This window comes from Massilia sp. Masssp93, assembly GCF_059491295.1.
This window is the reverse complement of record NZ_CP168502.1, coordinates 620,070-642,391: the sequence shown is the minus strand read 5'-3', so window position 1 is coordinate 642,391 and position 22,322 is coordinate 620,070. Positions and strand designations below refer to the sequence as shown.

The window sequence follows — 22,322 nt, the reverse complement described above, 5'->3', positions numbered from 1 at the left end:
TCAACAATGGGCTTCAAGGACATTTCCCAGATCGCCGGTTCGGCGATGTCGGCGCAGTCGGTGCGCCTGAACACGATCGCCAGCAACCTGGCCAACGCCGACGTCGCGGCCGGTTCCGAAGCGGAAGCGTACCGCGCCCGCAAGCCGGTCTTCGCGTCCGTCATGGGCAACGAAGGCAGCGCGGGCGTGCAGGTGCTCGACGTGGTCGAGAGCGCCGAGCCGCTGCGCCGCGTGCACGAGCCGGACAATCCGAAGGCCGACGCCGACGGCATGGTCTATTACACGAACGTCAACGAAGTGTCCGAGATGGCCGACATGATGTCCGCCAGCCGCGCCTTCGAAACCAACGTCGAAGTCCTGGGACGTATCAAATCCATGCAGCAGTCGCTGCTCAAGCTGGGAGATTCCTGATCATGGTGACCACCACCTCCACCACCAACAGCCAGTTCGGCACAACGGCGAACACGGCGGCCGACAAGGTGTCGACCCAGGCGCCCACCGACGCCAACAAGGACATGTTCACCAAGCTGCTGGTGGCGCAGATCCAGAACCAGGACCCGCTGTCGCCGCAGGATCCGACCCAGTACGTCAACCAGCTGTCGCAGCTGTCGCAGACCGAGGCGCTGCAGAACCTGTCGTCGACGACGACCGCCAGCGCAACCGTCCTGCAAAGCCTGCAAACGCTTGCGATGGGCGGCCAGGTCGGTTCCGACGTGACGGTGGCGACGAGCACCATCAAGGTCGACGGCAACAAGGTGAACGGCACCGTGCAGCTGAACGGCCTGAGCGCGGGCACCAGCCTGATCCTGACCGGCACCGACGGCCAGCAGCACACGATCAACCTGGGCGCCGGTTCGGGCGCCCAGTCGTTTTCCATCGATCCGGACGCCCTTGGCCTGGCGCCCGGTTCATACACGATCCAGGCCAAGCCATCGGACGGCAGCTCGCCCACGGTCGAAGTGGCGGCGCGCCTGAACAGCGTGCGCGTCAACGGCACCCACGTCGTGCTCCAGGTGGCGAACATCGGCGAGGTCGATCCCTCGTCCGTCACGGGTTTCAACGGCAAGACGGGCTCCTGAACGCCGCCCACACTCTACCGCAACGCATTTAAGGAATCGACATGAGCTTCGACATCGCACTGTCCGGCATCCAGGCCATCAACGAACAACTGAACACCGTCTCGAACAACATCGCCAACGCGGCCACCTACGGCTTCAAGGCCGGGCGCGCCAACTTTGCGTCCGTCATGGCGGGCACCCAGCCCAACGGCGTGGAAATCGGTTCGGTCACGCAGAACATCAGCCAGAACGGCAGCACCCAGACGACCGGCCGCGCCCTCGATGCCGCCATCGACGGCCGCGGCTTCTTCGTCAGCGTCAACAACCAGGGCACCTCGCAGTATTCGCGCGTCGGCATCTTCTCGACCGACGCCAAGGGCGTCCTGATCGACAGCAACGGCAACAAGGTGCAGGGCTACGGCCCGTCCAAGAACGGCGCGCTGGGCGCGATGGGCGACGTACAGGTGCCGACCGGCCAGATCCCGGCCGTCGCGACGACCGGCGTTTCCTACGTCGGCAACCTGTCGGCCGACTGGACCGTGCCGACGACGGCCACCTTCGACGCCACCGATTCGTCCAGCTACAACATGGTCAAGCAGTCGCTCGCGTACGACTCGCTGGGCACGCAGCACACGGTGTCGCAATACTTCGTCAAGACCGGCACCGGCACGGTCGACGTTTATTATGGCGTCGATGGCGCGGCGCCGGACACGGCGGCCAATCCCGTAGCGAGCCTGTCGTTCGGCGCCGACGGCCAGCTGACCGGCACCACGTCGGGACTGGTAAAGTTCACCGGCACCGGCGCCGCAGCCTCCAGCGTCAAGATCGACTACACCGGCACGACCTCGTTCGCCGGCGAAGCCACCACCACCACCAACCGCAGCGACGGCTATGCGTCGGGCGCGTTCGTGGGCCTGACGATGTCGCCCGACGGCTCGCTCGTGGCCAAGTACAGCAACGACCAGTCGCAGGTCGTCGGCACCATCGCCCTCGCCACCTTCGCCAACGAAGGCGCGCTGTCGCCGATCAGCGAGACCAGCTGGGTCGCCAACGCCGATTCCGGCGCCGCCCTGACCGATGCGCCGGGCGTGGGCCTGGCCGGCAAACTGTCGACCGGCGCGCTGGAAGGCTCGAACGTCGACATCACGTCGGAACTGGTCGGCCTGATGACGTCGCAGCGCAATTACCAGGCGAACTCGAAGGTGCTGACCACCGAAAGCCAGATGATGCAGGCCCTGATGCAAGCCCTGTAAGCTTGACGCCCCATGGATAAACTCATCTTCACCGCCGTCTCCGGCGCCGAGCGCCTGATGCGCTCGCAGCAGATCCACGCCAACAACCTGGCCAACCTCGACACCACGGGTTTTCGCTCCAGTATGGAAGTGGCGACCCAGCAGCAGCTGGGCGGGTTCGGCTACGACGACCGCCACATGTCGTCGATGCAGGCCGACATGATCTCGACCCGTGCCGGCGCCGTCCACGAGACGGGCCGCCCGCTCGACGTCGCGATCGGCGGCCAGGGCTACCTCGCCGTGCAGTACGGCGACAGCGAAGCCTATACCCGTTCCGGCGAAATCGAAATCGGTTCCGATGGCGCGCTGTCGGTGCACGGCCATCCGCTGCTGGGCGAAGGCGGCCCGATCGTCCTGCCGCAGCACACCGCGGTCGAGATCGGCACGGACGGCACGATTTCCGTGCTGACGGAAGGCGCCACGCAGATGCAGGTCGTCGACAAGCTGAAGCTCGTGAACGCCACGGGCGCCGAACTGACGAAGAACGAGGCCGGCCTCATCGTCTCGCGCGACGGCGGCAACCTGCCGACGGATCCGGACGTGAAAGTCCGCCCGCGCGCGCTCGAAGGCAGCAATGTCTCGGCCGTCGAGGAAATGGTCGCCACCATGAGCCTGAACCGCAGCTTCGAGGTGCAGATGCGCCTGTTCAAGGCCAGCGACAGCATGAACGAAACGGGCAACAAGCTGATCGCCGGCTGACCCACGTCCCTAACCGAATCAGGAGAGAGAAACCATGAATCCAGCAATGTGGATCAGCAAGACCGGTGTGCAGGCCCAGGATGCAAAACTGCAGGCCATCGCCAACAACCTGGCCAACGTGAACACGGTCGGCTTCAAGCGCGACCGCGTCGTGTTCGAAGACCTGTTCTACCAGGTCGACAAGCAGCCGGGCGCCCAGACGGCCGACAACACCGTCAGCAACGGCGTCCAGCTGGGCAATGGCGTGAACATCGTCGGCACGCAGAAGGTATTCACCAACGGCAGCATCCAGACCACCGGCCAGTCCCTCGACGTCGCGATCACGGGCAACGGCTTCCTGCAGGTGCGCCGTCCGGACGGCCAGCCGGCCTACACCCGCGCCGGCCAGCTGCAGGTCGATTCGAACGGCGTGCTGGTCAATGCCCAGGGCCTGCCCCTGGTGCCGCAGATCACCATCCCGAACAACGCGACCGGGATCACCATCGGCGAGAACGGCATGGTCAGCGCGACCGTCCCGGGCACCATCACCCCGACGGAACTGGGCCAGCTGACCTTGACGACCTTCGTCAACCCGGCCGGCCTGCAGGCCATGGGCGAGAACCTGTTCCAGGAAACGGCCGCCAGCGGCACCCCGAACGAAGGCAAGGCCGGCGACGGTGCCTTCGGCAAGATCAAGCAGGGTGCGCTCGAAGGCTCGAACGTGCAGGTCGTCGAAGAGATGGTCGACATGATCGCCGCCCAGCGCACTTATGAAATGAACACCAAGGTGTTGTCGGCTGCCGACAACATGCTGCAATACCTGTCCCAGGCTTCCCGCTGACCATGAAACGCTTCGCCCTCGCCGCCGGGATGGCGGCCAGCCTCGTGCTGACCGGGTGCGCCTCGCACGTGCCCCTGAACACCCCCGCCCCCGCGGACGACACCCTCGCCCTGCCGAAAACGCAGCCGGCGCACGGCGGCGTCGCGGGTGGCGTGTTCACCGCCGACACCGTCTCGCTGACCTCGGACGCGCGCGCGTTCCGCGTGGGCGACGTCGTCACCATCCTGCTGCAGGAAACGACCCAGGCCAGCAAGAAGGCCGGGACCAGCTTCAGCAAGGGCTCGTCCGCGTCCGTCACCCCGATCGGCGCCCTCGGCAAGACCTTCGGCCGCACCGGCATCAACATCGCAGGCGACCGCAGCTTCACGGGCGACGCCACCAGCACCCAGCAGAACGCATTGTCCGGCGCGATCACCGTGCTCGTGCAGGAAGTGCTGCCGAACGGCCTGCTGCGCGTGGCCGGTGAAAAACGCCTGCAGTTGAACCAGGGCGAGGAATACCTGCGCATCAAGGGCTATCTGCGCGCCGCCGACATCGACAACGAGAACCAGGTGTCGTCGCTGCGCGTGGCCAATGCCCGCATCGCCTATTCCGGCCAGGGTTCGCTGGCCGACGCCAACACTCCCGGCTGGCTGACCCGGTTCTTCACCGGTCCCTTCATGCCGTTCTGAGGACGCAATGATCCGACTCTTCCGTTCCGTTTCCCTGGCCGCGCTGCTGGCGCTGCCCGTGCTGGCCCAGGCCGCGGCCGCCGTGCCGAAGTCCGCGAGCGTGGCCCCCGCCGGCCCCGACGCGGCCATCCTCGCCCGCACCCAGCCGCTGCGCAACCTCGTCAGCGTCGAAGGCGTGCGCGAGAACCCGCTGGTCGGCTACGGCCTCGTCGTCGGCCTGAACGGCAGCGGCGACTCGACGCAGGTGAAGTACTCGAGCCAGTCTGTCGTCAATATGCTCAAGCAGTTCGGCGTCAAGCTGCCGGACGGCGAGGAAGCGAAGAACAAGAACGTGGCCGCCGTCATGGTGTCGGCCGTGTTCCCGCCCGGCTACCGCCGCGGCCAGCAGATCGACGTGACCGTCTCGTCGCTGGGCGATGCGAAAAGCCTGCGCGGCGGTACGCTGCTGCTGACCCAGTTGCGCGCGGCCGACAACGAAGTCTATGCGCTGGCCCAGGGCAACCTCGTCGTCGGCGGCCTGAACGCGTCCGGCAAGAGCGGCTCGTCGGTGACGGTGAACACGCCGACCGGCGGCCGCATCCCGAACGGCGCCCAGATCGAGCGCGAGATTCCGACCGACTTCGCCACGCGCCCGGCCGTGCTGCTGCGCCTGCGCCATCCGAATTTCGACACCGCGACCAACGTGGTGAATGCGATCAACCGCCGCTTCGGCCAGGTCGCCACCACGGCCGACGGCACCAGCGTCGAGGTCGTGGCGCCCACGAATCCCACCGAGCGCGTCGCCTTCGTCGCCAAGCTGGAGAACATGGCGGTCGAAGCGGGCGAGGAAGTGCCCCGCGTCGTGTTCAATTCGCGCACCGGCACCGTCGTGATTTCCGACGGCCTGCGCGTGAAATCGGCCGCCATCACCCACGGCTCGCTCAAGGTCGTGATCTCGGAAAGCTCGGCCGTCAGCCAGCCCGGACCGTTCTCGAAGGGCCAGACGCAGGTGACGCCGCAATCGAAGGTCTCCGTCGACCAGGGCTCGGGCCAGATGTTCCACTGGCCCGCCGGCGCCCGCCTGCAGACGATCATCGACACGGTCAACAGCCTCGGCGCCTCGCCGGACGACATCATGGCCATCCTGCAGGCGCTCGACCAGGCCGGCGCAATCGAAGGCGAACTGGTGGTGATCTGATGCTGAACAACGTCAATGCCATCGAGCCGGGCAAACCGGACCAGGCCGCGGACCAGGACAAGGTCGCTCCCGCCGCAGATAAGGCCTATATTGCCAAGGCCACCAAGGCCGCCGTCGAATTCGAAAGCTTTTTTATCTCGCACATGCTGCACCAGATGCGCGAAAGCACGCGCGCCATCGCGCCGGACGACAGCCCGACCAAGGACAAGGTCAACCAGGACATGACGGACATGGTGGACAACATGTTGGCGGGAAATATGGCGCACCAGCGGGCTTTCGGCGTCGCCGACGCGATTTTGCGGCAGATATTGCCGGCACCGCTTAATAAATCGTCTTGAATGGTCGCCTGTTAATACTGATCACGCACACGAGAGACTCGCACGATGAGCATCCTGAACAACGCCCTGTCCGGAGCGGTCGCTTCGCAACTGGCCCTGTCGGCCAGCAGCCAGAACATCGCCAACCTGCAGACCAAGGGCTACACCCGCCAATCGGCGCTGCTGACCGCCGTCGCGCCCGCGGCCGGTTCGGCCCAGGCCGGCAACGGCGTGCGCGTGACCGAACTGATGCGGTTCTCCGACAGCTACAAGACCCAGCAGATGTGGCGCAGCGCGTCCGACCTGGGCGCGCACTCGCAGACCCAGCCGTATCTGACCCAGCTGGAACAGGTGATGGGCGACGACACCGCCAGCCTGTCGAGCGGCGTCGACGCCTTCTTCGCGGCGCTGAACTCGGTGGCCGGCGTCGATCCGACGTCGACCCCGCTGCGCCAGCAGGTGGTGACGGCGGCCGGCCTGCTGTCCCAACGCTTCAACAGCCTGAACAACGTCTACAACGCCCAGTTGCAATCCGTGCGCCAGCAGCGCAGCGCGCTGGTCGATTCGGCCAACAGCACGATCGCATCGATCGCGTCGCTGAACGCCCAGATCGCCAACGCCAACGCCACCGGCAGCAACGCCTCGGCCCTGGTGGACGCGCGCGACCTGGCCATCGACGGCCTGGCAAGCCAGATGGGCCTGGAAGTCAGCGACCAGCCGGACGGCACCCGCAACGTCTCGCTCAAGTCGGGCCAGTCGCTCGTGCTGGGCGGCGTGGCCGGCAAGCTGTCCGTCAGCGGCGGCGCCGCGCAGACGTTCAGCCTGACGTTCGCCGGCAGCTCGTTCGACCTCGACACGACCCGGGCCGGCGGCCAGCTGGGCGGGCTGTCGGCCTATGAACAGGACACGCTGCTGCCGCTGCAGCAGGGCGTGGCCGACATGGCCCAGCAGATCGCCGACAAGGTCAACACCCAGCTCGGCGCCGGTTTTGCGATGGACGGCACCCCGGGCAAGCCGCTGTTCGTCTACACCCCGGGCAACACCTCGAACATGCTGAAGGTGGCGGATGGTTTCCAGACGTCGGACCTCGCGTTTTCGGGCGACGGCACGCCGGGCGACACCGGCAACCTGCAACAACTGGTCGACATCAAGAGCCAGACGATCACGCTGACCAAGATCGGCACCGTGATGATCGGCGACGCCGACACCCAGCTCGTCGGCCGCCTCGCCGTGGACAGCCAGCAGAACAAGAGCGCCCTCGCCACCGCGCAGACGATGCGCGACCAGTCCGAGGCGGACTGGCAGTCGACGAGCGGCGTCAACCAGGACGAGGAAGCCGTGCACCTCGTCGAATACCAGAACATGTACCAGGCCAACATGAAGGTGATGTCCGTCGCGAACGCGCTGTTCGACGCCACCTTGCAGATGATGGGTTAAGGGAGAGAAGCATGCGTATCGCCACCAGTCAATACCAGGCGATGATGACTCAATCGCTCCAGATCAACCAGGAGCGCATCACCTATGTGACACAGCAGATGGCCAACGGCAACCGCATCCAGTTGCCGTCGGACGATCCCGTCGACAGCGTGCGCCTGTCGCGCCTGAAACGCGAAGAATCCACGATCGCGCAATACCGCAGCAACATCGCCGCGGTGCAGGAACGCATGGCGAAGAACGAAGGTTCGCTGCAAAACATGGTCAACGACATGAATTCGGGCCGCGACCTGCTCGTGTGGGCGTCGAACGGTTCCAACACGTCGCAGGACCTGAACGCCATGGTGACCTCGCTGACCTCGCTGCGCGACAGCCTGATGTACAACGCGAACTCGAAGGACCAGGAAGGCCGCTACATCTTTTCCGGCACCGTGACGGATACCCCGGCCATCGCCTACGATGCCAGCGCCGCGCCCGGCTCGCGCTACACCTATTCCGGCAACACGAACGACCAGATGGTCGTCGTGGGCAACGGCATCACCCAGGTGGGCAACCAGAACGTCAGCGGCCTGGAAACACTGCTGAACCAGCTCGACCAGACGATCACCACGCTGTCGGCCAGCAACGTCGACGCCAACGACCCGGCCGTGCGCAGCACGCTGAAGGACAACCTCGACGGCTTCGATACGGCGATGGGCCTGATCGGCGGCAAGGTCGCCGTGATCGGCGGCCAGCAGAACATCCTCAAGACGATCGACGCCAACCACGAGAACGTCAGCCTGGCGAACCAGACGGCGATCCTCGACATCGGCCAGCTCGACGTCGGCTCCGCCGCGATCGAGTTGAACGGCTACCAGACGGCCCTCCAGGCCAGCTACAAGGCCTACAGCAAGATCGGCAACCTGTCCCTGTTCTCGGCGCTCTGACGGCCATGGATACCACACTTCGACCCACGTCCGCCGGCGGAACCGGCACCCTCGGCACCCGGACGACCGCATCGTCTCCGCTCCTGCCGGCCCGCGCGACCGACCTCGCCGCCGACGCGACGGCGGCCAGCGCCGCGACCGCCCCGGCGGCCGCGGCGCCCCTGCGCAGCACCGGCGGCGCGGCGAAAATCGCCGGCGGCCTGCAGGACCAGGTGGCGCGCGCCCAGCAGGCGCTCGACTACCTCGACCGCGTGGCCACCCAGCTCGAAACGCTGAAGGGTGAACTGACCGCCAAGCTGGCCGGCACCCGCGCCGGTTCGCGCCTGCAGCTCGAGGTGCACGCCCGGCAGCTGACCCAGACGCTGGCCGCGCGCAAGAAGGATGGCGGCGGCGGCATCGACAGCAACCTGAATTACTCGACGAAGCCGGCCGTGCAGCGCTTCCGCATCCGCGGCCTCGACATCGCCAGCATCAAGAAAAGCGCGCCGCAGACCATTTCGTTCTCGGTCGGCGGCGCCGGCGGGCCGCAGATGTCCGTCAACATCGAGCCGGACCAGTCGAGCGCGCAGGTCGCCCGCGCCCTCGACCGTGCCCTCGCCCCGATGGGCGTGCACGCGACCCTGGACGAGAACGGCGAACTCGTGTTCACGACGCCGGAATCGAACTGGTCGTCCGTCAAGGACAGCATCGCCGTGAGCGGCCGCGGCCGCGTGACGACCGACGAAATGCCGGCCAACCTGGCACCCCAGCAGTGGAACGTGAGCGCGGACACCGGCAATGCCGACGCGCTGCGCCAGAGCCTGCGCGAAGTGGTGCAGGCCCTGGAACGCGTGCACCGTTCGCAGGCCGCGGCCAGCAGCGCCGTGCAGGCCGCCAGCTCCCAGGTAGCGGCGGCCGAAACGCCGCCGCCGGACGTGACGCTCGCGGCCGACGACTTCGGCAAAGCCGCCGCCAGCACGGACTACGAGTCGCTGCTGGCGCTGACGTCGGCGCTCGTCGGCGTCAGCCGCGATCGCGTGCTGGCGCTGCTCGGCCTGCGTTAAATTTAGCGCTACCGTCGTCCCCGGCCCCGCGGGGAGTCGTTTCCGGCAGTGCCGGGAACGACGCTTTCAGCGCGTGATCGGCTTGACGCTGATCGTCGTCCCGCGCAAATCGATATCGTGGATCTCGATGCTGCCGAACGTCGGCCCCGGATGGCTGCCCACGCGGATGTTGCGGAAGCTGATCTCGCCGATCGTGCTCGGCAGGCGCAGCGTGACCGAGCCGTCCTTGTTCAGGGTTGCGTGCGAGTTGTCCGGATCGTAGTTGACGTCGCGCACCGTCGTGTCGGCCGACAGCATCAGCGCGAGCGGATTGAACAACGTCGCCAGTTCGCCCAGCACGCGCACGCCGTCGTTCGGCAGCGCGTGCTGCGCGGCGGCCTGCAGGCCCTGCTGGCCGCCTTGCGCGCCCAGCGCGATCAGGCGCAGTTCGGCCTGGCGCGCCTGGTCGCGCAGCGCGTCGTCGTCGCGGCCTTGCGCCGTCACCTCGCCCAGCTCCGCGTCGGACAGCGCACGCAGGCCGCGCCCGAATTCACGTTCGCCCTCGCGCTCCCCGCCGATGCGCGTCGAGACGCCCGCCGCCGGTGCCGCCGCCACGGCCGCGTAGGCGTGCAGGGGCCCGAGCAATGCCGTCGCCAGTGCCGCCGCCATGCGCAGGCTGCGCTGGCGCCGCACGGCGCCGCGCACCTGCGCCTGCGTGATCAGCTTCATGTCGGCCAGGATCTCGCCCAGCCGGCGCCCGCTCTGCGCCTGCGCGCGGATTGCCGCGTCCAGCTGTTCCTGCGAGATCAGCTTCTTCTCGATCAGGATCTGGCCCAGCCGGGACCTGTTGGTACTGCGTGTCGTCCAGTCGCTCATCCCCGCCTCCTCAGGTAGTGGTCATTACTGCCCGACGGCCGCGCGCAGCTTGAGGCCGACGCGGTTCTGCAGTGCCGTCATCTTGGGCTGGATCTGCGCCGCATTCGCCTTGGCGACGTTTTCGCCGACCGCTTTCTTCAGCTCCGGCACGACGCCCTCGAACTTGGCCAGCACGGGCGATTCGAGGATGCCCGCCAGCTGCTTCAACTCGTCCTCGCTGAACTTCTGCGCCAGCAGCGGCGCCACGCTGGACTGCACGATCGCGTGCGTGCTCGTGCGCAGGGCCGGCCCTTCCTGCTCGATGAACTTCGCCGCTTCCGCGGTGATGTCCTTCATCGTCGCATCCTGTTTCTCGGCCGGCACGCGGCTCTGCACCACCACGCGCGACTGGCGCAGCATGTCGGCCACGGGCGTCTGCAGCATCTGCAGGCCGACCGCGTCCAGCGCCATCTTGTCCAGCACGCGCTGCACGAGCGCCTGCTTGGACGCCGGCACGCCGTTCATGCCCTCCGCGTTCGCGCCGCCCGCAAGGCCGATGCCGACGCAGGCCATCGTCACACACATCTTTCGAAACATCGTCGTCTCCACAGGAAAAGTCAAAGCGAATTCAAAACGGCCGCGTGTACGACGCGCCCGCGTACTTCACGATCAGGCTGCCGGACACGGTGGTGGCCGCATAAGGGTTGTAAATCAGGTTGAAGAAATTGTCGCAGTTGAGATTGCAGTCGCTGCGCGCCGGGATGTTGTACGAGCCCTTCATGTAGCTGCCCGTCAGGTTGACTTCCCCGCCGTCGTCGAAGCGGTAGCGCAGGCCCACGCTCCTGAGTTTCGTGTCGGGCAGCGGCGCCAGGAGGCTCATCTTGTCGCCCGGGATGGAGCTCTTGCGCGGCTCGTAGCCCAGGCGCAGCGCGAGCTTCTTCGTCAGGTTGATCTGGGTGCCGAAGCTGTAGTTGACGACGCTGCGGAACCCCATCTTGAACGTGGCCTGGCTCGAATTCGCATAGCCGAACAGGCGCGCCATCTCGAGCAGCTTGATGCTGCGGTCGAATTCGAACGTCAGCTGGTTCCACTGGGCCCAGTCGGCATAGCTGACGTCCGCGTTCAGCTGGACGTAATCGCTCAGCATCAGCTTCATGCCGGCCTGCACGCGCCACGGGAACGGGATCCTGGCCGTCATGTTCCCGGACTGGTATTCCGGGATCTCCTGCGGCATGCCGGTGACGGCGCCGACGATCGGCCCGAGCAGGCTGGAATTCAGGCCGCGCACGAAGCTGCGCAGCATCGGGTCGCTGTGGAACATGTACGACCCGGTATAGGTCGTGCGCGCGCCGCCCTGGTACACGAGGCCAAGCGCGAACCACTTCTTCGGCTCCCACAGCACACCCACGTTGACCGTGGGGTCGAACGACGCGCGCAGGTCGAAGTCGATGTTGGCGGCGCGCTTGAACGGATTGACCATGCCTTCCGGACCGCCGCCGCACAGGCCGAAGGTCAGCGTGTCGATCACGGTGCCGTTGCCGTTCGGGCAGACGGCCTTCTGCAGCTCGCCGACGGTGCCCAGCAGCTTGTTGGGCGCGCGGAAGTCCGTGTTGATGGCGAAGGCGGAATACGCGATCGGCACGGAGATGCCGATCTTGAGCGTGTCCGACACCTTGTACGCGGCCGCCGGCGACAGGTACACGAGCCGCTGCAGCTGGACCAGGCGGCCGTCGAAGCGGGCCGGATCATCCGGGTCCTTGGTGCGGTCGATACTCATCGCCGCGGACAGGTAGACCATCGTGCCGAAGGTCCAGCGCGACCCGGGCGCGTTGTACGACATGCCGAGGCCCGGCACCAGCACGGCCGGCAGGCGCGCCTTGGGGATGCCGTAGAACGGAATCTCCATCGCCTGGCGCACCGGCCCGCTCGATTTGCCGTTGATCGGGTCGTCCTTGAAGCCGCCGATGTCGATGTCGGGCGCCGAGACGAAATGGTTCGGGTTGCGGATCGCCGCCATGAACACGGAATCGATCTTCTGCGTGCCCGTCAGGCGCGCGAGGCCGGCCGGGTTGAAGTGGATCGATTCGATCCCGGGCGGATCGGCCGTCACCGCATTCCCCATCGCCATCGCGGTGGGACTGGTGACGAGGTTGTCGGTGACGCCGGCATGCGCGCCCGACGCGAGCGCGGCGGCCAGCCCGGCGAGGGCCAGCGCGCGCGCAGCGGTCGATGACGGCACGGCGGTCATGGGGTCGGCCTCACAGCGACAACGGCAGGCTCATGGTCAGCGACAGGTTCGGCGCGGCCGCGGTGAGGCCGGCGCCGACCGTCACGTTGACGGTGGTCTTGGGCGACATGCGGTAGCCCGCGCCGATCGACAGGATGCCGGCGCTCTGGGTCTGCGTCTGCGCCTTGGCGCCGTTGTCGAACGTGAGCGTGGAACGGGACTGGATCGATTCCTGGAACGAGAACGACGTCGTGATCTTGTACGACAGCGCGTAGGCGAAGCCGAGGCCGAAGCCGAAGCTGGCGCCGGGCTTCACCTGGCGCAGCGTGGCGCCGTACAGCTGCTGGCTCAGGTGCTTGGCCGTCAGGCTGTAGCCGACGTTGAAGGAGCCGAACAGCGCGACCGGGTCGACGATGCGCGTCATGTTGGCGCCGAGGTTGAAGCTGTTGACGCCGGAGCCGGTGGCCACGCCCTTGTTCACGTCGACCTTGTACGGACTCGTGCCCGTCGCCAGGCGCGCGCCGGCCGTGATCGTGTACGCGACCTCGTCGCGCTTGACTTCCTGCGGCTGCCAGCGCACGCCCAGGCCCAGGTCGCCGATCGTGTGCGAGACACCCGAGAAGCCGGCGGAATCGGAGTAGCGGCTGATCATGGGCACGGTGACGTTCGCCGTCAGGTTGTTGCGCACGCCGTAGTCCGCCATGATCGTGTTGGTGATCGTGTGCGAGTTCGTGTTCTCGATCGAGAACAGCGTGGCGGTGCCGGACGACAGGTCGGTGTTGATCTTTTCCTGGCCGATGTAGGTGTAGCCCAGCTCATAGTTCAGCTGCACCTTGCCCTTGCGGATCAGCGAGTACTGCTTGTCGACGGCGGTCAGCGTTTCCTTCAGCAGCGTCGCGTTGTCGGCATCGCCCTCCTTCTTCGCCAGCGCATTCCGCACCGCGTCGGCGGAGGCGGGCTGCGCGTCGGCGGGCGGCGTGCCGGCCGTGGCGGCATTCAGCGTGGAGGCGCTCGCCGTATCCTGCGCCAGTGCAGGCAACTGGGCGCACAGGCCGGCGCAAGCCAGCGCCGGCACGAGCATCGTGGAAATCTTCATGGTGGTCCTTCGTGGTGGGTCTATTGTTTGCGGATCGAGATCCCGCCGAAACCGTTCAGCAGGCGCTCGTTCGCCAACTGCGTGTCGATGGGTCGCTGCAGGCCGCGGTCGCGGATGCGGTCCATGTCGACCACGCCCAGTTCGTTGTCGGCCAGTGCCAGCTTGGCGACGGCCGGATGACCCTTCGGCGGATAGGCGATGAACAGCGTGTTGCGGTCCCACAGGGTGGCGAATTCCTCGACCGAGAACGTGATGTTGCCGGCCGATGGATCGGCCAGGAACACGAGACCGCCGCGCACGCCGCGCAGCACGACGAAGTGCTTGAAGCCGGCGTAGTCGATCGGCACGATGCCGGGCGAATCGAGGGTGAGCAGGTCCGACATCTCGGCGTGGAAGCCCGCGCTCTGGACGTGGATCGAGGCGAGGTAGCGCTTCATGTCGAGCAGCGAAAAGCCGCGCCGCTCGATGATCTTGTCCTTCTCGCCGAAGGCCATCATGCCTTCCATCGACTGCTGCTCGGTGACGTCGAGACCCAGGTGGTACTTGAGGATGGTGACGAGTGCCGCCGAGCCGCAGCTGTAGTCGTAGGCCTGGTGGACGATGTTCTTGAACTTGAGTTCGGAGAACGGCTCGATCGCCACGTTCGGCACGCCGGCGGCGGCCACGGACATGGTCGTCGGCAGGTCGAAACGGTCGAGCGGACGGTCCTGCGCCTCGTGCTTGGCAAGCACGCCGGCCCCGCCCACGAGGACCGCGAGGATCCCCAGCAGGAATGTGAACATGGTGTCTCCCTGGGGCGCTTCATGCAGCCCCTTGTGGCCCTGCTCCGTGCGCATGCGTGGCGTGCGGATGCCTGGATTTCATGCAATGTCGACGTGGCGTTTTGGCCACGTTTATTGCAGTTTTTCTATATTTTGGATGCAGGCAAGGCTTGCCGATGTTATAAAACGCTATCGTTTTTATAAAAAACCGCTCATTCAGATTGGGGCACCGTGCATACTTGGGACAGGATCAGCAATGCATTGGGGGAGCCGGTGATCAGCGTCGAGATCGGCGGCGTGCCGATGCGGGCCGAACGCTACATCTTCCAGCTGGGCGGGTGCGAGGTCCCGCCGCTCGATTCGATGGTGCTGGCCTGCCACATGGGTGGCGCGCGCGCAACAGCCGGGCGCAACCCGGGCCGTTCGTTCGACTTCCTGGCCGGCGCCGCGACCGTGTTCCAGCCCGGCTTCGCCAGCCGCTGGACGTTCTTCGGCGCCATCGACATGGCCATGTTCCACTTTCTCGATCCGAACCACGACATGGTGCGCCAGTTGCAGCGCCTGCTGGCCGCGCGCGCCAAGTCGCCCACCTTTTCCGACCCGCTCGTGCACGCGTCCGCCCAGCAGGTGCTGGCGGAAATCGCCCGCAGCAGCACGCCGAACGCGGGTTTCGTCGAGCGCGCCTCGGCGCTGATGGTCGAGCAGGCCTGCCGCGTACTGGAAGGCAAGACGGGCCGGCACCTGCCGCCGGACGCCCTCCAGCTCGGCCGCCTGCAGGGCGTGCTGGAATGGATCGGCCAGAATCTGTCGAGCGAACTGTCGAACGCCGAACTGGCCGAGCGCGCCGGCGTGTCGGAATCGCACTTCCGCCGCATCTTCCAGGAAGCGATGGGCATGACCCCGCACCGCTATGTGTTGCGTTTACGCCTCGAACGGGTGCATGAATTACTGACCCGCACCAGCTTCTCCATCGCCCGTGTTGCGGCGCAATGCGGCTTCAACAGCCAGAGCCATATGACGGCCTGTTTCGCGGCCGCGTACGGCATCACGCCCGCTCGTGCGCGCCAGCAGGCGCGTGCCTGAACGCTTGCGCCGCCGGCGGAAAACGCGCCGGTTTGCGTTGCATCAAATAAAAAAACTTGCCTATCGAAAATGAGCAATTTTTGATAAAGATGGGATCATTTTCCGAAGCATTGAGTTTTCGCATGCACACATAATAAAAAACGGCACCCGGGCAAAAGAACCAAAAGACACAAAAGAACCCGCGGCCACTCAATGAGTAAGGAGACCAAGCATGAGACCAGCGCAGGACGCGTCCGCACGTACGCGGTCGCCAGCGTGAAGTACCTGTCCGCCACGGACGTGGTGCAACGCATCAAGGCCTGCCTCGGCGCCGAGGGCATGGACGTCGAAGCCCTGTTCGCCAAGGCCGGCCTCGAATGGTTCGAGCACGGCGCGCAAGGCGAGCGGGCGGCCGATCTGCTCGCGTTGTCCGACCAGTTCAGCACGCTCTGGGAAGGCCTCGCGGCCGCCAGCGGCGATGCGCTGATCGGCTTTCGCGTGTTCGCCCCCGACCCGCTCAGCTGGCTCGGCGTGCTGGGCCACCTGATGCTCGCGTCCCCCACGCTGCGCCAGGCCGCGGACAGCCTGACGCGCTACATGCCGCTCGTGTCGCCCGTCGTGCGCGCCACCATCGAGCCGAAGGCGGACCGGGTGCGCGTGGGCCTGAACCTCGTCGGCGGCGCGCGCCAGGTGCCGCAGGCGCGCTACGACTTCACCTGGAACCTGCTGCTGGCGACGATGCGCTTCGTCGGCAGCCGGCCCGACCTCAGGCCGGCCCTCGTCGAATACGCCTATCCGGCCCCCGTCGACACGACGCCCTACGCGCGCTGGTTCGGCTGTCCGGTGCGCTTCGGCGCGCCCGCCAACGCGCTCGAATTCGGGGGCGCGGACATCACGGCGCCGATTCCCACCGCGAACCCGCTCGCGGCCGAAGGCCTGTTCCGCCTGCTCGACGAACGCCTCGCGCAGGCCGAACGCACGAGCGTGGCCGCGCGCGTGCGCGAGCTGCTGCCCGCGATGATCGACCAGGGCGGCGCGCTGCGCGATGCCGTCGCACGGCGCCTCGCGATCAGCGAGCGCACCCTGCAACGCCGCCTGGCCGACGAAGGCACCGATTTCTCGACCCTCGTCGACGAAGTGCGGCGCACGATCGCCCAGCAATACCTGGGTAGCGACCGCATCAGCGTCAAGAACCTCAGCTACAAGCTGGGTTTCGCCGATCCCAGCGCCTTCCACCGCGCCTGCCTGCGCTGGTTCGGCAAGGCGCCCGGCGAGTTCCAGCAGGACCGCATCAACGCCCATGGCCAGGCCGCCGTCAATGGGACCACAGGCGCAGCTGGCCCTGCATCTGCAGTTCGCCGTTCAGGGTGACCTGCCCCAGGCTCTGCGTCACGGGCGCGCGCGGATCGGCCTGCACGCTGAGCGATTCGAAGCCGGTATCCGTGAAGCGCGTGTACGCCGGCAGGGTCAGCGCCAGGTAGTTCGTGCCGTCGGCGGCCGTCTGCGGGCTGATGTTCAGGCCCACCATCTGGATCACGCCGCCGACATTCTTCAGCACCGTGTACGTCGTCCGTCCGTCGACCACCTGGCCGATGGTCAGGCGGCTGTCGCTCGTGGTGCCGTCGCCGGGCCGGTTCAATTGCAGGCGCACGGCGAAGCTGATGCCGTCGGCGCCGCGCACCTGGGCCAGTTCGTCGTCGGCGAGCGGCTGCGGCCCCGCCCACGCCGCCCGGCACAACAAGGCGGGCGCCAGGATGGCGAGGAGGCGCAGGCGCGTACTCACTGGCGGAACTTGACGTCGAGGTACTGCAACTGGATGGACCCGATGCGCGAACTGCCCAGGTCCATGCTCGCGCCCGCGTCGCTGCGGAAGCTGATGTTCCCGATCTGCAGCGTGCCGCTGGGCGCCGCCTGGCCGGCGTCGGGCCAGCCGATGCCGATGTGCAGGCTCGCATTGCCCGCCGCATCCGTGCGTGCGTTGAAGATGCCGGCCTGGTTCGTCGCATCCGCGATCTGCCACGGCGCCGTCGGCGCGGAACCGTCCGCCGTGGCCGCGCCGATCTTCACGTTGGACAGCACCATCGCTTCGCTGGTGGCGTCGCGCCCGTTCGGTGCCAGGGTCAGGCTGCCCAGTTCGAGGCGCGTGGAGAGACCGAACGCGAGGCCGTCGCCGGCGACCGGGGTCGTCCACTGCAGGCCGCCGCCGTAGTACACGAGGTCCTTCAGGATCACGCTGCCGTTCTTGACGTCGAAGCCGCCGGCGTTGACGCCGAAGTCGTAGGCGATCTGCCAGACTTCGCGGCCGGCCGTGTTTTGCGGGAAGGCGATGTTGATCATGTCGGCGCGGCCAGGACCGCCCGGGACCACGTCGAGGCGGTACGGGTCGGCGAACGGCGCGTCGGTGTTGTCGGAGCGCGACGCGGCCAGGTTGCCGATGCCGAGGCTGTCGCCGCCGGGCGTGGTGTAGCGCAGCTCGGCGTTGCCCGCCATGGCGAAATTCGACAGGTTGAAACTCATGCCGTCGCGCCCCGCGACCCTGGCGAGCGCGCTGTCCGGCAGCGGCTCGAGTGCGAAAGCGATTGCCGGCGCGCAGAACAGGACGGTGGCCGCGGCGCGCGTCAGCATCAATGCCCCGCCGCGTTATTGACCGGCACGGTGCCGGTGAGGTTCAGCGCGGTCAGCTTGTCGCGCCAGTTCAGCCAGATGCCGGCCTGTGCTTCCGTCAGCGCGGGCATGCCGGACGCGGCCTGGAATTGCACGGGCGTCTTGAGGATCGAGATCCAGAAATCGCGGCTCGGGCCGTTGGCGTCGCCGGCCGTGACGCCGCCCACGCTGGACAGCGGCGTGCAGCCGGTGCACGTGCCGTCCCAGCGCTTGCCGCCGCCGGCGTCGTTCATGCTGTCGACGATGCCGGCCGCGCCCGCGTCGATGCGCATCGAGCCGGACAGCGTGGCGATCTTCGTGCCGATGTCGCCGGCAATGCCGTCGAAGCCGAGGCGCATGCCGACGATCTCGCGCTGGCTGTCGACGCCGGTGTTCTTGTAGACGAATTCGAAATAGGGATTGGTGATCTGCACGAGGCGCTGGGCGGCGCTGGCGTCGGTGCGGCCGAATTGCAGTGCGCTGATGTCGAGGTCGGCGCCGGTGCCGTTGCGCGGCGCGTAGGTGTATTCGCCCAGGCGCATATTGGCCAGGTTGGCGTTCAGGGTGACGTCGGCATCGAGGGCGATGCGGGTGAAATCGAAACCGTTGTAGCTGGAATTGCTGACCGTGAACAGGCCCTGGCCACTGACCCGGGACAGTTCGTTGTCGGACATCGGACGCATCTGGGCCGATGCCGCGCAGGGCAACAGCGAGAGCGCGAGGAGGGACGCGGCGAGCAACATGCGCATGTTTGAACCCGAAAAACGAAGAGCAACGACGCGAGGTCAAAAAAACGGCCCGGGGCAAGCCCGCGGGCCGTCCATCACCCAACCCGTGATGCTTAGTGCGCCCAGATGTAGACGGTGGTGCCTTGCAGCTTGATGTCGTTGGCGGCGAACGAACCGTACGAAGCGGTCGAGTTGCCCATCTTGATCGAGTCGACCGACATGCTCAGGTTCTTGACGGTATCGACTTGCGGGATGGCGATCTTGACGACGTCGCCAGCCGGCATGAAGGCCGCCAGGCCTGCGCCGCCGCTCACGCCCAGCACGCTCGATGCGCCCGATGCCGCGCTGGCTTCGGTCTGGAACGTGGCGTTGTTGATGATGTCGATGGTGGCGGCGATTGCACCGGTGATCTTGATGTTGTTGAAGCTCACCGAACCACCTGCGGTATCGGTATCCGTGTAGACGAAGGAACCGATGTTCACATGCAGGTCAGCGGCGATCGACACACCGTCACGGCCCGAGACCTTGGACAGGTCGGCATCGGCGATCGGGGTCAGGGCCGATGCGTACGAAGCGATCGAGGACAGGGCAGCGACGACGGTCAGTTGTTTCAGCAGTTTCATGGTATCTCCAGTGTTATTGTGATCGACGAGAATCTTTTCGGGCTTGCCCGCGCGTCCGCTTCGGTTCCTCTGCGGCTTGTGGCCAATCGGGACGGCAGCGTCGGACTGCTTGGCTTAACTGAAATCTCTTTATTGGAAGTCAATTAAGTGGAAACAATGTTATTACTTCCGATTCAATAACCACATCCTTTTGTCCTTGCTCAGGAAGCCAAATCGATGGATTCCTGAGCCAGTCGTTTGACACATCCGGGCGTGCGTTCTGGAGCGCGCCCGAACGCGATCAGTGTGCCCAGATGTAGACGGTGGTGCCTTGCAGCTTGATGTCGTTGACGGCGAACGAACCGTAGGAAGCGGTCGAGTTGCCCATCTTGATCGAGTCGACCGACATGCTCAGGTTCTTCACGGTGTCGACTTGCGGGATGGCGATCTTGACGACGTCGCCGGTCGGCTGGAAGGCGGCCAGGCCTGCGCTGGCGCCGGGTACGGCCAGCGGCGAGATCACGCCCAGGGTCGTGTTGGCATTGACGCTGCCGTCGGCGTTGTAGGCGCTGACTTCGCCCTGGAACGTGGCGTTGTTGACGATGTCGATCGTGGCGGCGATCGCACCGCTGATCTTGATGTTGTTGAAGCTCACCGAGCCGCCGGTCGTGTCGGTGTCCGTGTAGACGAAGGAGCCGATGTTCACATGCAGGTCGGCGGCGATCGACACACCGTCACGGCCGGACACCTTGGACAGATCGGCATCGGCGATCGGGGTCAGGGCCGATGCGTACGAAGCGATCGAGGACAGGGCGGCAACGACGGCCAGTTGTTTCAGCAGTTTCATGGAGTCTCCAGTATTGTTTGAGTGGCGGAACGCGAACTTAATCGGGTATCAATTAAGTGGAAACAATGCTAATACTTTCCGTTTGCTAAAAGCAGTCCGGCGGCCATGTCCACGGAGCCAAATCGATGGCTTGACGAGCCAGCCTTTGACGCGATCCTGCGCATGGGCATAAAAAAACCCGCTGCAAGCAGCGGGTCTTTGTGGTGCGGCGCAAAGCTCGATTACGCGGCTTCGCGGCTGGCCTTCTTGCGCTCGTGTTCCTTGAGGAAGCGCTTGCGCAGGCGGATGCTCTTCGGCGTGATCTCGACCAGTTCGTCGTCCTCGATGAACTCGACGGCGTATTCCAGCGACATCTGGATCGGCGGCACCAGGCGCACGGCTTCGTCGGTACCCGACGAGCGCACGTTGGTCAGCTGCTTGCCCTTGATCGGGTTGACGACGAGGTCGTTGTCGCGCGAGTGGATGCCGATGATCATGCCTTCGTACACCGGCGTGTTGTGCTCGACGAACATGCGGCCGCGGTCCTGCAGCTTCCAGATCGCGTAGGCGACGGCGGCGCCGTCATCCTGCGAGATCAGCACGCCGTTGCGACGGCCGGCCAGTTCGCCCTTGGTGTTGTCCACCGGCGCATAGGCGTCGAACACGTGGCTCATCAGGCCGGTGCCGCGGGTCAGCGTCATGAAGTCGCCCTGGAAACCGATCAGGCCACGGGCCGGGATGCGGTATTCGAGGCGCACGCGGCCTTTGCCGTCCGATTCCATGTTCTGCAGGTCGCCACGGCGGCGGCCCAGCTCTTCCATCACGCCGCCCTGGTTGACTTCTTCCACGTCGACGGTCAGGTTCTCGTACGGCTCGCACTTGACGCCGTCGATTTCCTTGTACACGACGCGCGGACGCGACACGGCCAGCTCGAAACCTTCGCGGCGCATGTTTTCCAGCAGGATGGTCAGGTGCAGCTCGCCGCGGCCCGACACTTCGAACACGGTGTCGTCCGGCGTCGGCAGCACGCGCAGGGCGACGTTTGCCTTCAGTTCGCGCTCGAGACGTTCGCGCAGCTGGCGGCTGGTGACGAACTTGCCTTCGCGGCCGGCCAGCGGCGAATTGTTGACCATGAAGTTCATCGTCAGGGTCGGCTCGTCGACGGTCAGCATCGGCAGCGCTTCCGGGGTGTCCACGGCGCAGACGGTCGAGCCGATGCCGATGTCTTCGATACCGTTGATCAGCACGATGTCGCCGGCAACCGCCTCATCGACCAGCACGCGCTCCAGGCCCTTGAAATTCAGCACCTGGTTGATGCGGCCCTTGATCGGGGTCGAGTCCGGGCCGTTCATCACGACGACGTCCTGGCCGGCCTTGATGCGGCCGCGGCTGATGCGGCCGATGCCGATCTTGCCCACGTACGACGAGTAATCGAGCGACGTGACCTGCATCTGCAGCGGGCCGTCCGGATTGTCGTCGCGCACCGGCACGTATTTCAGGATGGCGTCGAACAGCGGCTTCATGTCGCCGTCGCGCACGCTTTCGTCCAGGCCGGCGTAGCCGTTCAGGCCCGACGCGTAGACGATCGGGAAGTCCAGCTGCTCGTCGGTCGCGCCCAGTTTGTCGAACAGTTCGAACGTCTGGTTGATCGCCCAGTCGGCGCGTGCGCCCGGACGGTCGATCTTGTTGACGACGACGATCGGCTTCAGGCCCAGCGCGAGCGCCTTGCGGGTCACGAAGCGGGTCTGCGGCATCGGACCTTCCTGGGCGTCGATCAGCAGCAGCACGGAATCGACCATCGACAGCACGCGCTCGACCTCACCGCCGAAGTCGGCGTGGCCCGGGGTGTCGACGATGTTGATGTGCGTGCCTTCGTACTCGACGGCGCAGTTCTTCGACAGAATGGTAATGCCGCGTTCCTTCTCGAGATCGTTCGAGTCCATCACGCGGGTGTCCACCTGCTGGTTTTCGCGGAAAGTGCCCGATTGACGCAGCAGCTGGTCCACGAGAGTGGTCTTGCCGTGGTCAACGTGGGCGATGATTGCGATATTACGAATCGCGCGTTTGGTGTTAGACATATGCGTTTTTCAACAGTAATTGTTGCGT

Annotated in this window: 24 protein-coding genes; 13 read left to right on the top strand and 11 right to left on the bottom strand. The window is 66.0% G+C overall.

Features of this window, described 5'->3' with window-relative positions; genetic code table 11:
* Positions 1–6: 6 nt before the first annotated feature.
* The 11 genes from flgC to ACEN9Q_RS02800 are packed head-to-tail and all read left to right on the top strand — an operon-like array spanning position 7 to position 9,437.
* Positions 7–411 carry a flagellar basal body rod protein FlgC gene (flgC, locus tag ACEN9Q_RS02850; protein WP_056439116.1) on the top strand — a complete coding sequence of 135 codons (405 nt, stop codon included), beginning with the start codon at positions 7–9 and terminating at the stop codon, positions 409–411.
* 2 nt (positions 412–413) lie between these two features.
* Positions 414–1,079, top strand: coding sequence for a flagellar hook capping FlgD N-terminal domain-containing protein (locus tag ACEN9Q_RS02845; protein WP_495627288.1), 666 nt, complete (start codon positions 414–416; stop codon positions 1,077–1,079).
* Between the two features lie 41 nt (positions 1,080–1,120).
* The gene (locus ACEN9Q_RS02840) at positions 1,121–2,311 is read left to right on the top strand and encodes a flagellar hook protein FlgE (protein ID WP_495627287.1); all 1,191 of its coding nucleotides are present in this window, start codon (positions 1,121–1,123) and stop codon (positions 2,309–2,311) included.
* A 12-nt stretch (positions 2,312–2,323) separates the two neighbouring features.
* Positions 2,324–3,049: a flagellar basal body rod protein FlgF gene (locus ACEN9Q_RS02835; protein WP_056439106.1), complete on the top strand. Its 726-nt coding sequence runs from the start codon at positions 2,324–2,326 to the stop codon at positions 3,047–3,049.
* A gap of 34 nt (positions 3,050–3,083) precedes the next feature.
* Complete coding sequence (gene flgG, locus ACEN9Q_RS02830) at positions 3,084–3,869, top strand: flagellar basal-body rod protein FlgG (RefSeq protein ID WP_200958278.1); 786 nt, start codon at positions 3,084–3,086, stop codon at positions 3,867–3,869.
* Between the two features lie 2 nt (positions 3,870–3,871).
* The gene (gene flgH / locus ACEN9Q_RS02825; RefSeq protein WP_056439102.1) at positions 3,872–4,540 is read left to right on the top strand and encodes a flagellar basal body L-ring protein FlgH; all 669 of its coding nucleotides are present in this window, start codon (positions 3,872–3,874) and stop codon (positions 4,538–4,540) included.
* A gap of 7 nt (positions 4,541–4,547) precedes the next feature.
* Complete coding sequence (locus ACEN9Q_RS02820; protein WP_495627286.1) at positions 4,548–5,717, top strand: flagellar basal body P-ring protein FlgI; 1,170 nt, start codon at positions 4,548–4,550, stop codon at positions 5,715–5,717.
* Entirely contained in the window at positions 5,717–6,055 is a 339-nt protein-coding gene (locus tag ACEN9Q_RS02815) for a rod-binding protein (protein ID WP_495627285.1), read from the top strand. Before ACEN9Q_RS02820 ends, ACEN9Q_RS02815 begins: the two co-directional genes overlap by 1 nt.
* A 45-nt stretch (positions 6,056–6,100) precedes the next feature.
* Entirely contained in the window at positions 6,101–7,471 is a 1,371-nt protein-coding gene (flgK, locus tag ACEN9Q_RS02810) for a flagellar hook-associated protein FlgK (protein WP_056439093.1), read from the top strand.
* An 11-nt stretch (positions 7,472–7,482) separates the two neighbouring features.
* Positions 7,483–8,394, top strand: a complete 912-nt coding sequence (gene flgL, locus ACEN9Q_RS02805) for a flagellar hook-associated protein FlgL (protein WP_056439090.1) — start codon at positions 7,483–7,485, stop codon at positions 8,392–8,394.
* Between the two features lie 5 nt (positions 8,395–8,399).
* The gene (locus ACEN9Q_RS02800; RefSeq protein ID WP_495627284.1) at positions 8,400–9,437 is read left to right on the top strand and encodes a hypothetical protein; all 1,038 of its coding nucleotides are present in this window, start codon (positions 8,400–8,402) and stop codon (positions 9,435–9,437) included.
* A gap of 66 nt (positions 9,438–9,503) precedes the next feature.
* Here ACEN9Q_RS02800 and ACEN9Q_RS02795 read toward each other — a convergent pair whose 3' ends face one another.
* From ACEN9Q_RS02795 to ACEN9Q_RS02775, 5 genes are read right to left on the bottom strand one after another with little or no spacing between them, the layout of a single operon-like run.
* Positions 9,504–10,292 carry a cyclic di-GMP-binding domain-containing protein, MshE-related gene (locus ACEN9Q_RS02795; protein ID WP_157201771.1) on the bottom strand — a complete coding sequence of 263 codons (789 nt, stop codon included), beginning with the start codon at positions 10,290–10,292 and terminating at the stop codon, positions 9,504–9,506.
* A 24-nt stretch (positions 10,293–10,316) separates the two neighbouring features.
* Complete coding sequence (locus tag ACEN9Q_RS02790; RefSeq protein WP_495627283.1) at positions 10,317–10,868, bottom strand: DUF2059 domain-containing protein; 552 nt, start codon at positions 10,866–10,868, stop codon at positions 10,317–10,319.
* 31 nt (positions 10,869–10,899) lie between these two features.
* Positions 10,900–12,519: an OmpP1/FadL family transporter gene (locus ACEN9Q_RS02785; protein ID WP_495627282.1), complete on the bottom strand. Its 1,620-nt coding sequence runs from the start codon at positions 12,517–12,519 to the stop codon at positions 10,900–10,902.
* A gap of 10 nt (positions 12,520–12,529) precedes the next feature.
* On the bottom strand, positions 12,530–13,594 hold the full coding sequence (locus tag ACEN9Q_RS02780) for a transporter (protein ID WP_056439074.1): 1,065 nt from the start codon (positions 13,592–13,594) through the stop codon (positions 12,530–12,532).
* A gap of 20 nt (positions 13,595–13,614) precedes the next feature.
* Complete coding sequence (locus ACEN9Q_RS02775; protein ID WP_056439687.1) at positions 13,615–14,376, bottom strand: C39 family peptidase; 762 nt, start codon at positions 14,374–14,376, stop codon at positions 13,615–13,617.
* Between the two features lie 210 nt (positions 14,377–14,586).
* On the opposite strand from ACEN9Q_RS02775, the gene ACEN9Q_RS02770 reads away from it, so the two are divergent.
* Positions 14,587–15,438: a helix-turn-helix domain-containing protein gene (locus ACEN9Q_RS02770; RefSeq protein ID WP_495627281.1), complete on the top strand. Its 852-nt coding sequence runs from the start codon at positions 14,587–14,589 to the stop codon at positions 15,436–15,438.
* A gap of 192 nt (positions 15,439–15,630) precedes the next feature.
* Positions 15,631–16,788 carry an AraC family transcriptional regulator gene (locus ACEN9Q_RS02765; RefSeq protein ID WP_495627280.1) on the top strand — a complete coding sequence of 386 codons (1,158 nt, stop codon included), beginning with the start codon at positions 15,631–15,633 and terminating at the stop codon, positions 16,786–16,788.
* On the opposite strand, the gene ACEN9Q_RS02760 is transcribed toward ACEN9Q_RS02765, so the two are convergent.
* The 6 genes from ACEN9Q_RS02760 to typA all read right to left on the bottom strand — a co-directional run bounded on the left by ACEN9Q_RS02760 (position 16,733) and on the right by typA (position 22,294).
* The gene (locus tag ACEN9Q_RS02760) at positions 16,733–17,200 is read right to left on the bottom strand and encodes a hypothetical protein (RefSeq protein ID WP_056439059.1); all 468 of its coding nucleotides are present in this window, start codon (positions 17,198–17,200) and stop codon (positions 16,733–16,735) included. The genes ACEN9Q_RS02765 and ACEN9Q_RS02760 overlap by 56 nt on opposite strands.
* Positions 17,197–18,042: a hypothetical protein gene (locus ACEN9Q_RS02755; protein WP_495627279.1), complete on the bottom strand. Its 846-nt coding sequence runs from the start codon at positions 18,040–18,042 to the stop codon at positions 17,197–17,199. Before ACEN9Q_RS02755 ends, ACEN9Q_RS02760 begins: the two co-directional genes overlap by 4 nt.
* Complete coding sequence (locus ACEN9Q_RS02750; RefSeq protein WP_495627278.1) at positions 18,042–18,809, bottom strand: hypothetical protein; 768 nt, start codon at positions 18,807–18,809, stop codon at positions 18,042–18,044. Before ACEN9Q_RS02750 ends, ACEN9Q_RS02755 begins: the two co-directional genes overlap by 1 nt.
* Positions 18,810–18,901: 92 nt before the next feature.
* Positions 18,902–19,411, bottom strand: coding sequence for a DUF6160 family protein (locus ACEN9Q_RS02745; RefSeq protein WP_056439053.1), 510 nt, complete (start codon positions 19,409–19,411; stop codon positions 18,902–18,904).
* A 280-nt stretch (positions 19,412–19,691) separates the two neighbouring features.
* On the bottom strand, positions 19,692–20,237 hold the full coding sequence (locus ACEN9Q_RS02740) for a DUF6160 family protein (protein ID WP_056439050.1): 546 nt from the start codon (positions 20,235–20,237) through the stop codon (positions 19,692–19,694).
* Between the two features lie 221 nt (positions 20,238–20,458).
* The gene (gene typA / locus ACEN9Q_RS02735) at positions 20,459–22,294 is read right to left on the bottom strand and encodes a translational GTPase TypA (protein ID WP_056439047.1); all 1,836 of its coding nucleotides are present in this window, start codon (positions 22,292–22,294) and stop codon (positions 20,459–20,461) included.
* Positions 22,295–22,322 lie beyond the last annotated feature (28 nt).

What these genes read in the sequence shown, in the direction of transcription:
- flgC (WP_056439116.1), top strand. Translation starts at nt 7, where the DNA reads ATGGGCTTCAAGGACATTTCCCAGATCGCCGGTTCGGCGATGTCGGCG.
- ACEN9Q_RS02845 (WP_495627288.1), top strand. Translation starts at nt 414, where the DNA reads ATGGTGACCACCACCTCCACCACCAACAGCCAGTTCGGCACAACGGCG.
- ACEN9Q_RS02840 (WP_495627287.1), top strand. Translation starts at nt 1,121, where the DNA reads ATGAGCTTCGACATCGCACTGTCCGGCATCCAGGCCATCAACGAACAA.
- ACEN9Q_RS02835 (WP_056439106.1), top strand. Translation starts at nt 2,324, where the DNA reads ATGGATAAACTCATCTTCACCGCCGTCTCCGGCGCCGAGCGCCTGATG.
- flgG (WP_200958278.1), top strand. Translation starts at nt 3,084, where the DNA reads ATGAATCCAGCAATGTGGATCAGCAAGACCGGTGTGCAGGCCCAGGAT.
- flgH (WP_056439102.1), top strand. Translation starts at nt 3,872, where the DNA reads ATGAAACGCTTCGCCCTCGCCGCCGGGATGGCGGCCAGCCTCGTGCTG.
- ACEN9Q_RS02820 (WP_495627286.1), top strand. Translation starts at nt 4,548, where the DNA reads ATGATCCGACTCTTCCGTTCCGTTTCCCTGGCCGCGCTGCTGGCGCTG.
- ACEN9Q_RS02815 (WP_495627285.1), top strand. Translation starts at nt 5,717, where the DNA reads ATGCTGAACAACGTCAATGCCATCGAGCCGGGCAAACCGGACCAGGCC.
- flgK (WP_056439093.1), top strand. Translation starts at nt 6,101, where the DNA reads ATGAGCATCCTGAACAACGCCCTGTCCGGAGCGGTCGCTTCGCAACTG.
- flgL (WP_056439090.1), top strand. Translation starts at nt 7,483, where the DNA reads ATGCGTATCGCCACCAGTCAATACCAGGCGATGATGACTCAATCGCTC.
- ACEN9Q_RS02800 (WP_495627284.1), top strand. Translation starts at nt 8,400, where the DNA reads ATGGATACCACACTTCGACCCACGTCCGCCGGCGGAACCGGCACCCTC.
- ACEN9Q_RS02795 (WP_157201771.1), bottom strand. Translation starts at nt 10,292, where the DNA reads ATGAGCGACTGGACGACACGCAGTACCAACAGGTCCCGGCTGGGCCAG.
- ACEN9Q_RS02790 (WP_495627283.1), bottom strand. Translation starts at nt 10,868, where the DNA reads ATGTTTCGAAAGATGTGTGTGACGATGGCCTGCGTCGGCATCGGCCTT.
- ACEN9Q_RS02785 (WP_495627282.1), bottom strand. Translation starts at nt 12,519, where the DNA reads ATGACCGCCGTGCCGTCATCGACCGCTGCGCGCGCGCTGGCCCTCGCC.
- ACEN9Q_RS02780 (WP_056439074.1), bottom strand. Translation starts at nt 13,594, where the DNA reads ATGAAGATTTCCACGATGCTCGTGCCGGCGCTGGCTTGCGCCGGCCTG.
- ACEN9Q_RS02775 (WP_056439687.1), bottom strand. Translation starts at nt 14,376, where the DNA reads ATGTTCACATTCCTGCTGGGGATCCTCGCGGTCCTCGTGGGCGGGGCC.
- ACEN9Q_RS02765 (WP_495627280.1), top strand. Translation starts at nt 15,631, where the DNA reads ATGAGTAAGGAGACCAAGCATGAGACCAGCGCAGGACGCGTCCGCACG.
- ACEN9Q_RS02755 (WP_495627279.1), bottom strand. Translation starts at nt 18,042, where the DNA reads ATGCTGACGCGCGCCGCGGCCACCGTCCTGTTCTGCGCGCCGGCAATC.
- ACEN9Q_RS02750 (WP_495627278.1), bottom strand. Translation starts at nt 18,809, where the DNA reads ATGCGCATGTTGCTCGCCGCGTCCCTCCTCGCGCTCTCGCTGTTGCCC.
- ACEN9Q_RS02745 (WP_056439053.1), bottom strand. Translation starts at nt 19,411, where the DNA reads ATGAAACTGCTGAAACAACTGACCGTCGTCGCTGCCCTGTCCTCGATC.
- ACEN9Q_RS02740 (WP_056439050.1), bottom strand. Translation starts at nt 20,237, where the DNA reads ATGAAACTGCTGAAACAACTGGCCGTCGTTGCCGCCCTGTCCTCGATC.
- typA (WP_056439047.1), bottom strand. Translation starts at nt 22,294, where the DNA reads ATGTCTAACACCAAACGCGCGATTCGTAATATCGCAATCATCGCCCAC.